The following is a 249-nucleotide window of genomic DNA, read 5'->3' as shown; positions in this document are numbered from 1 at the left end:
TCAACCCACAGACCGGGCCATTCTTCATCGAGGGCGCCGAGCCCGGCGATACACTCGTCGTGCGTATCGACAGGATCGGCCTCAACAGAGACTGGGGCTGGGGAGCTTCGATCCCCTACTTCGGAGCATTGGCGCCCGAATACAAGACCGCGATGGTAACCGATCCGGTGCCGGACCGGCTCTTTATCTGGCGGTTCGACAGATCGAGAATGGTCGGTGTGCTCGACCTACCCAACAGCAAGATCGGCA

1 protein-coding gene is annotated in these 249 nt (G+C 60.6%); it reads left to right on the top strand.

Annotated elements, in window-relative coordinates; translation table 11 throughout:
- The coding region (locus KJQ96_RS39410) for an acetamidase/formamidase family protein (RefSeq protein ID WP_213291262.1) at positions 1-249 on the top strand (249 nt) is incomplete at both ends.

The organism is Bradyrhizobium sp. sGM-13 (assembly GCF_018398875.1).
Taxonomy (GTDB): Bacteria; Pseudomonadota; Alphaproteobacteria; order Rhizobiales; family Xanthobacteraceae; genus Bradyrhizobium.
Note: the sequence above shows the minus strand (reverse complement) of the source record. Positions and strands in the feature narration are given on the sequence as shown.